The 6,646-nt window shown below is 66.1% G+C and carries 6 protein-coding genes and 1 pseudogene; 3 read left to right on the forward strand and 4 right to left on the reverse strand.

Annotated elements, in window-relative coordinates:
• Positions 1 to 93 precede the first annotated feature (93 nt).
• The gene (locus A5658_RS08710; RefSeq protein WP_067333089.1) at positions 94 to 1,008 is read right to left on the reverse strand and encodes an alpha/beta fold hydrolase; all 915 of its coding nucleotides are present in this window, start codon (positions 1,006 to 1,008) and stop codon (positions 94 to 96) included.
• 97 nt (positions 1,009 to 1,105) lie between these two features.
• Here A5658_RS08710 and A5658_RS08715 point away from each other — a divergent pair, with 97 nt between their 5' ends.
• Both A5658_RS08715 and A5658_RS08720 read left to right on the forward strand, forming a co-directional pair.
• A complete protein-coding gene (locus A5658_RS08715; RefSeq protein ID WP_067333090.1) occupies positions 1,106 to 2,173 on the forward strand; it encodes an amidohydrolase family protein in 1,068 nt (355 codons plus the stop codon).
• 160 nt (positions 2,174 to 2,333) lie between these two features.
• Positions 2,334 to 2,924, forward strand: a complete 591-nt coding sequence (locus A5658_RS08720) for a forkhead-associated protein (RefSeq protein ID WP_067333091.1) — start codon at positions 2,334 to 2,336, stop codon at positions 2,922 to 2,924.
• 9 nt (positions 2,925 to 2,933) lie between these two features.
• On the opposite strand, the gene A5658_RS08725 is transcribed toward A5658_RS08720, so the two are convergent.
• Positions 2,934 to 4,151 carry an acyl-CoA dehydrogenase family protein gene (locus tag A5658_RS08725; protein WP_067333092.1) on the reverse strand — a complete coding sequence of 406 codons (1,218 nt, stop codon included), beginning with the start codon at positions 4,149 to 4,151 and terminating at the stop codon, positions 2,934 to 2,936.
• Between the two features lie 104 nt (positions 4,152 to 4,255).
• Here A5658_RS08725 and A5658_RS08730 point away from each other — a divergent pair, with 104 nt between their 5' ends.
• Entirely contained in the window at positions 4,256 to 5,530 is a 1,275-nt protein-coding gene (locus A5658_RS08730) for a triacylglycerol lipase (protein WP_067333093.1), read from the forward strand.
• Here A5658_RS08730 and A5658_RS08735 read toward each other — a convergent pair.
• Positions 5,471 to 6,151 carry an alpha/beta hydrolase gene (locus tag A5658_RS08735; protein ID WP_067333094.1) on the reverse strand — a complete coding sequence of 227 codons (681 nt, stop codon included), beginning with the start codon at positions 6,149 to 6,151 and terminating at the stop codon, positions 5,471 to 5,473. The genes A5658_RS08730 and A5658_RS08735 overlap by 60 nt on opposite strands.
• A gap of 21 nt (positions 6,152 to 6,172) precedes the next feature.
• Positions 6,173 to 6,646, reverse strand: a pseudogene (locus A5658_RS28410) (hypothetical protein); the annotation flags it as partial.

Genomic DNA, 6,646 nt, shown 5'->3' on the forward strand with positions numbered 1-6,646 from the left:
GAATTGCGTTGATCTTTGGTCAGCGGCGGGTTCGCGGGCACCCGCTCCGTTTATCACACTGCGTGCGATGGTGTCGCGCGCACAGTGCAGAATTCACTCCTTCTCGATGCTGTCCCAGAGCTCGATCATGGTGCGAAGAATTTCCTCGGCGAAACCCAGTCCGGCGAGATGACTTTCTCCGGGCAGCATGTAGAGCTCCGCGTCGGGCAAACGGCTGACGACGTGTTGCCCGTGGGCGAACGGGACGATGTGGTCCTTGTCGCCGTGCCACCAGCGGACGGGGATCTTGACCTCGTCGAGCCGGAAACCCCAGTCCTTGGCGAACACAAGGATGTCGGCGAACGGGGCGGCCAACTGCTTGCGGGAACCGTTGAGCAGGTCGTCGAGGAACATCGCCTTGAATTCCGGACGCACCAGCAGCCGGCGATCACCCTCGGGGGACACTCCCGCGTACAGGTACAAGGCGGGTTCGGCGACCGGCTTCAGCAGGCGGATGAATCCGGCCGCGGCCAACCGGATGGGCAGGCCGGCCACCTTCAGCAGCGGCGCAACGAAAGTGCCGAATGCCATCAGCCCACCGCTCGTCGCCTCGGGGCCGACGGTCGGAGCCACGCCGCCCAGCACCCCGACCGCGATCACGCGGTCGGGCATCGCCGCCGCGCATGCCAGCGTGTAAGGCCCCCCGCCGGACAGTCCGATCACGATCATCTTGTCGATGCCGAGGGTGTCGGCGACGGTGCGCAGGTCGTCGGCGAACGCGAGGACGTTCTCGTACTGATGGGGAGTCGATGAGCCGATGCCGGGTCGGTCGATGCCGATCAGCCGGATGTGGTTGTCCGCGGCATAGACCCGGGCCTCGGCGGGGATCTGCCGTCGCGCGCCTGGGGTGCCGTGCAGCCAGAAGATGGGCCGGCCGTGTGGATCGCCGAATTCGGCAAACCCCAACTGTCGATCGTCGCCGACCGCGATGTTGCCCTCCAGTTTGGGGCGATCAATCGAGTACGCCATTACCGCAGTGTTACACGGACGCGTCGCGCTCAATCCACGAACGACGACGCCGTCTGTGGTGCACGCTGCATACAACATCGGCCGACGGGAGCGCGTCATGCAGATCATCGATGCCGACGGACACGTCGCGGAGAACCCGTCGCTGGCGATCGAGGCCCTGAAGCGCTGGCCCGAGCTCGTCAGGGCAAGCACCGACGGGAGGGCGCGGTTGGTGATCGAGGGCCGCAACTATCCCGAGGACACCGGCCCGGGTGCCGGCTGTCCACCCGAGCACGGGATCAGCAACGCGCCGGACATCAACTGTCGGTCGGTCGAGGGTGTGCTGGGCGACGCCGACCGGGACCACATCGACACCATGGTGCTGTATCCCAGCTTGGGGCTGTGCGCACCGAGCATCGAGGACCCGGAATTCGCCGCCGGGTTCGCCCGCCTTTACAACCAGTGGATCGCTGATTTCTGCGCCCCGGGGGACGGCCGGTTGCGCGGCGTTGCGGTGACGCCGGTCGAACACGGACAGCCGGCGATCGACGTTATGCGCGAAGCCAAAGAACTCGGGCTGTTGGCCGCGCTCGTCCCACCGGCGCTCAAGACTCGCAATCTCGATCACCCGGACCTCGACCCGTTTTACGCCGCGGCGGTCGAGCTCGACATGCCACTGGGCATCCACGGCGCGCCGGGCATCCACCTACCGAAGATCGGTGTCGACCGCTTCACCAACTACATCCAGGTGCACTGCATCAGCTTTCCGTTCGATCAGATGACGGCGATGACGGCGATGGTGTCTGGCGGTGTCTTCGATCGCCATCCCGGTCTGCGGGTGGCTTTCCTCGAGGCGGGGGTGGGCTGGGTGCCGTTCTTCATCGACCGCTTGCACGAGCACTTCGAAAAGCGCGGCGACTGGATCGACCATGGCTGGCAACGCGATCCGCGGGAGTACATCGAAGCCGGAAACATCTTCGTCACGTGCGAGCCGGACGAGCCGATCCTGCCCGGCGTCATCGACGTGCTCGGCGATGACTTCATCATGTTCGCCAGCGACTATCCGCATTGGGACGGTGAGTGGCCGGAGAGCACCAAACACCTGCGCACCCGCCCGGACATCAGCGAAAGTGCGCGCTCGAAAATCGGTGGCCTCAACGCGAAGAACTTCTACGGCCTCAACTAGGTTTTCGGACTCAAGAGGTCGGACTGCCGACCAACTGGGCGCCCACTACTGTTGTCGTGTCGACACTGTTACCAATACCCTCTTCTTTGCAGCTGTCAGGACGGCGTTGGTGGCAGCCCGTCATGACCAAAGCTGAACACCATCAAAGAGTTGAGGGGCTATGGGCGAATTCGATAAGCATGAGGGTGAAGCGCAAACCATCGTGAATCTCGCCGAAGCGGCGATGCACATGTACCGGGCAGCCATTGATTCGCTGCCTTTTCCTGAAGACAAGAAATTCCAGAAGCGCGCGGAGATTGTTCTCACCGGTATGCGGAAGCTCCGCGCCGCGCTGACCGAGGCCGCGAGCCACAGCCGGCCCACTCCCACGGTGATGATGGCGCTCAGCGACGTCCGGCGGCGCTACGACGATTTGATGGAGCGCGCCGCCGATGCACCCGGATCGACTCTGGGACAACAGCTTTACAACGCCCGCATTCACGCCAAGCTGTCGGCGCACGAAGCGGCCAACGGCTTCGGTCTTCGGCGCGAACTGCCCGACGAGCTCGAAGAAGGCGGCACACCCACCGCGCAGGAGGCACCGCTCGTCGAGCAGTTGATCGCCGCGATCCGGGTGGTGGCGGGTCTAGACGAGGGCCACGTCGAGCCAGAGCCCGCGCCGGCCGTCGAAGAGCACGTCAACGGAAGCAACGGCTGGGATGACGCGCTCGCGCTGAACGGAGCCGGCGAAGAGGCGCACGCCCACAACTGAAGGAGCGCCTCAGCGAATGGGCAGTCCGGTCAGCGCCCGGCCGATCACCAGCCGCTGAATCTCGCTGGTGCCCTCAAAGATCGTGAAGATCTTGGCATCTCGGTGCATCCGCTCGACCGGGTAGTCGCGGGTGTAGCCGTTGCCGCCGAGGATCTGGATGGCCTCGTCGGTGACGTACACCGCGGTTTCGCTGGCGTACAACTTCGCCATCGAACCCTCGGCTGACGTGAACGGCTTGTTGTTGCGCTGCATCCAGCTGGCCCGCCACACCAGCATCCGGGACGCGTCAATGCGGCTCTTCATGTCGGCCAATTTGAAAGCGACAGCCTGGAATTCGGCGATCTTGCGGCCGAACTGCTCGCGCTGACCGGAATACTCCAGGGCGTACTCGTAGGCGGCGCGAGCGATACCCAGTGCCATCGCGCCGACGGTCGGACGGGTGCGTTCGAACGTCATCATCGCCGCCTGGCTCGACGTGCGATGCCCTTCCTTGATCCGGGCGATCCGGCCTTCGAATTTCTCGCGGCCGCCCAGGATCAGCTCACCGGGAAGGCGGACGTCGTCCAGTACCACCTCGGCGGTGTGCGACGCCCGGATGCCGTGCTTCTTGAACTTTTGGCCTTGCGAAAGGCCTTTGGTGCCTGGCGGCACGATGAACGTCGCCTGGCCCCGGGTGCCGAGTTCAGGCTCGACCGACGCGACCACGACGTGGACGTTGGCGATGCCACCGTTGGTGGCCCAGGTCTTGGTCCCGTTGAGCACCCACTCGTCGCTGGCTTCGTCGTACTTCGCCCGTGTACGAACGGCGCCGACGTCCGATCCGGCACCGGGCTCCGACGAGCAGAACGCCGCCAGTTGCGGATCACCGGGGCTACCGAACATCTGCGGGAGCCACTCGCCGATCTGTTCCGGAGTCCCGTTGGCGGCCAGCGCCGCCGCGGCGAGGCCGGTGGCCATGATGGACAACGCGATTCCGGCGTCACCCCAGAACATTTCCTCGAAGACCGTGGGCATGCCCAATCCGCTGGATTCGCCGGCCATCTGGGCGAACAGGTCCGGGGTGTAGAGCCCGACCTTGGCCGCCTCCTGAATGATCGGCCAGGGCGTCTCTTCCCGCTCGTCCCACTCGGCCGCGGCGGGGCGGATCACCGACTCGGCGAACTCGTGCACCCAGTCACGGACTTGCACCACTTCATCGGGCAGGTCCAGGGAAAAGGTCGCGTCCATTTGCGCTCCTATCGGGTGTCGCGCTCGGTGAGATCGGGTACCTACAGTAAACGCTTGTATACTGAGTGGACAAACCGGCAGCTCAGCAACCCGTTAGGGGCCACATGCAACGCAGCGATATCCGCGCCGTCGGCGATCTGGCGGGGGAGGCGACGTCCGTGGTGACCACCCTCGTGCGGGATATGCACGCCGGCATTGCCAAACGCGTCTTCAGCTCGATCGGGCCATCGGCCACACCGACCAGGACCATCCACGACGGGATCACCCGGGCGGTCTACAGCGGCGTCGACCATGGGCTTCGTGGCGCCACCCGTGCCGCGGGCATGCTCGCCGCGGAAATCTGGGGTAACGAGGTCGACGAGGCTCTGGAATCCCGTAACGATTCCGTCGGCGCCGCCATCGCAGCGGTGAACGGCATCTACGGCGACGAGCTGACCGATCGCGACAACCCACTGGCGGGCGCGATGGTGGTCCGACGCGACGGTGAAACGGTGGCGCTGACCGTCGACGCGCTGGCCGCGGCGTATCCCGCCGCCACCGGCCGGGTCGTCGTCTTTGTGCACGGTTGGTGCATGACCGAGCAGGCGTGGTCGCGGCCACCGCGCGAGCCCGGTGACGCCCGCAGCTACGGCGAACGGCTGCGCGATGACCTCGGCTATAGCCCAGTTCTGTTGCGCTACAACACCGGACTGCACATCTCGGTCAACGGCCGGACCCTGGCCGGCGTCCTTGACCTGCTGCAGGACCGATGGCCGGTCCCCATCACCGATCTCGTGTTGGTGGGCCATTCGATGGGCGGGCTGGTCGTGCGCAGTGCGTGCCACTACGGCGCCGAGCAGCAGCACGCCTGGACGAATCGCGTCAGCAGGGTGGTATGCCTGGGGTCGCCGCACCTGGGCGCGGATCTGGAGAAGGGCGTGAACATCGCGTCATGGGCGCTGGCCAAGTTGCCCGAAACACGGGCAATTGCAGCGTTTTTGAACGCCCGCAGCGACGGTGTGAAGGATCTGCGCTTCGGCAACTGCCTCGACGAGGACTGGCTCGACGTCGACCCCGACGAATTTCTGCACGACCGCTGCCATGAAGCGCCGTTTCTGCCGCACGCCACCTACCACTTCGTGTCGTCCACGGTGGCGCCACCGCTACTCGGGCTGATCGCCGGCGACCACCTGGTGCGCGCCAAAAGTGCTGCGGGCCTTGGTAAGTCACGACGGATCCCGTTCCAAGAGGAGCTTGGCCTGACCCTGACCGGGTTGAATCACTTCGACTTGCTAAACCACCCGGGGGTTTACGCGAAACTGCGCGAGTGGTTGTCGCAGTCAGCGGCGCGCGCCGTCGGTGCGGGCGATGAGGGCAGCGACATCGGCGGCGACCGCTAGCGACTGCTCGTCGGTCGCGGCGTGATAGGCGCGCGCGACCGGGTCGTACACGGCGCCGGCGATCGACCCGTGGTCGGCGGGCAACTCGGCCACCTGCACCGGCCAATCGTGCTGCCGTAGTGCCGCGGCGAAGTCGTTGGCCACCGAGACGGGGATGACGCGGTCGGCGACCCCGTGCAGCAACGTGAACGGTGTCGCGATCGCGGTGTCGTGAAGCTGAGCGGCGGGCAGCTCGTGGAAGATCGGATCGGCGACCATGAATGCGCCGGCCAGGCAGACGGTGTGCGCGAAGGAAATGCCCAGCTGGTTCGCCTGAATGGTCAGCGCGGCCGCCGCGAGGCCTCCCATGGACCAGCCGACGAGCACCACACCGTTGGGGTCGTCGACCCGCTCACGGGTGAACTGGACCGAGGTCAGGAGATCGGCTCGGCCGCCGTCCGCGGCAGAGGAATTCCAGTCCGGGGCGACGACACCCAGACCGTGGCTCGCGATCAACGCAGCGAGCGACCGAACCGAGGAGCGCGCATCGGCCTGCTGGCCGTGCCAGAGCAGAACCGTGCGCTGGGAGGGCTCGCCGAAAACATCCGCCAGCCGACCGGCGGCGTACTCGACCGTCTGCATGCGTGCTGGCTGGTCCCGCGCCTACTTGGGCGGCGCCGGGGCTGGCGCGGGGGCCGGTGCTGGTGGCGGAGCCGCCGCGCCTCCGCCGCCAATCAGCGAGTTGAGGATGCCCAGCGGAAGCCCGGCCTGCTCCGGCGACTTGCCCGGATCGGGCACCGCAGCGTCGTTCTTCTGCCACGCCTGGCAGCCGTCCGTCTTGAACGTCTTGTCGGTCGGCTCGATCCGCACAATCTGCGGCTTCTTGCTCATCGCGTTGTCGAGCGGCTGCTTGGCGTCGTCACCGAGCCGTTTCCAATAGCAGACGCCGTTGCCGACCGGACCGGCCGATGTGTAGACACCCGGCACGATGTCGCTGCCCACGTTGTAGACCCCGTCTTTGTCGATCGTGGTCTTGGCCGGGGCGGGCGCCGGCGCGTGCCCAAGTGCCGGGGGTCTACACATCGGCCGGTCCGGTCGGCAACGGCGTCTGCTATTGGAAACGGCTCGGTGACGAGA

The sequence above is a fragment of the Mycobacterium sp. 1245111.1 genome (assembly GCF_001673405.1).
Lineage (GTDB): Bacteria > Actinomycetota > Actinomycetes > Mycobacteriales > Mycobacteriaceae > Mycobacterium.